Source organism: Nemorincola caseinilytica (assembly GCF_039540515.1).
Classification (GTDB): domain Bacteria; phylum Bacteroidota; class Bacteroidia; order Chitinophagales; family Chitinophagaceae; genus Nemorincola; species Nemorincola caseinilytica.
Genome location: NZ_BAABFA010000027.1, coordinates 1 through 1098, shown reverse-complemented (window position 1 = coordinate 1098; position 1098 = coordinate 1). Strand labels below are relative to the sequence as shown.

1 protein-coding gene is annotated in these 1098 nt (G+C 39.9%); it reads left to right on the top strand.

All coding sequences use genetic code 11. The annotated features are described in order from the left end of the window. Positions 1–20 precede the first annotated feature (20 nt). A partial coding sequence (locus ABD843_RS16320; protein WP_345085648.1) for an IS4 family transposase occupies positions 21–1098 on the top strand: 1078 nt, incomplete at its 3' end.

Sequence of the window (1098 nt, the reverse complement as noted above, 5' to 3'; positions counted from 1 at the left end):
GTGCAAAGAACCTACTGGATATGATCCCAGACGACATGCTGGACTTTCTTTCTGTCCAAACTCAAGTAGATCATAAAGTTCATAAACTCCGAGGGAACATCATTTTTAAGTTGTTGATATACGGTCTTTTAACTAACCGTCAAGCAAGTTTAAGAGTACTCGAATCCGTTTTCAATAGCTATAAGTTCAAGGCAAGTGTTGGATTAAATGAGAAAGACCGTACACGATTCAATTCGATACGAGATAGAATAGCGACGATCCGGTCGGAGTACTTTAAAATGTTATTTGAGTTCTGCCTCGAGCGTTTTTCAAAGCAGCTACACAACAGTAATAAGCATATACTGCGCTACGACAGCACTATGGTAGCCATCAGTGCCCGCTTACTCAACATAGGGTTCAAAGCCGGAGATAAGACCACAAAAAAACAGGTCAAATTCACGATAGGCTTCGATGGCCTTTTGCCTCGGTCAGGCAAGGTCTTTACAGAGAAAGAACATACCAGCGAAGAGCGCACTCTTGGCAAATTGATACTTGAAGATATTCAAGGCCCGGATGATATTGTTGTCTTTGACCGCGGTGTACAAAAAAGGTCTACATATCGTGGGCTCAATGATAAGAATGTATCATTTGTGGGGCGGCTAAATGTAGGTGCTAAAGCAAAGACGATCAACCAGAATTTGATCCCGCTGACTGACAATTCCGATAAGTCATTAACTATTGAAGAGGATAACATCGTGTTTTTATATAGTAGCGGCGACATAGTAGAATGTCCTTTTCGCTTGATCAAAGGTCGTATTCATAAAACCCAAAAACCAATATGGTTCCTAACTAACATTACGGAACTGGATGCATATGAAATAGCGGATATCTACAAAAGACGTTGGGATATTGAAGTGTTCTTCAAATTTCTCAAACAGGAATTGAATTTGGATCATATTCTGGTACGAACAGTAAATGGTTTGGAAGTAACACTATATGTAACATTGACAGCGGCCATTTTACTCATGGCGTATAAAGAGTTGAACGGTTTGACGGGGTATAAGATCACCAAACTAAAATTCGCTCTAGACCTCGAAGAGGAATTAATAAAAGAAATAG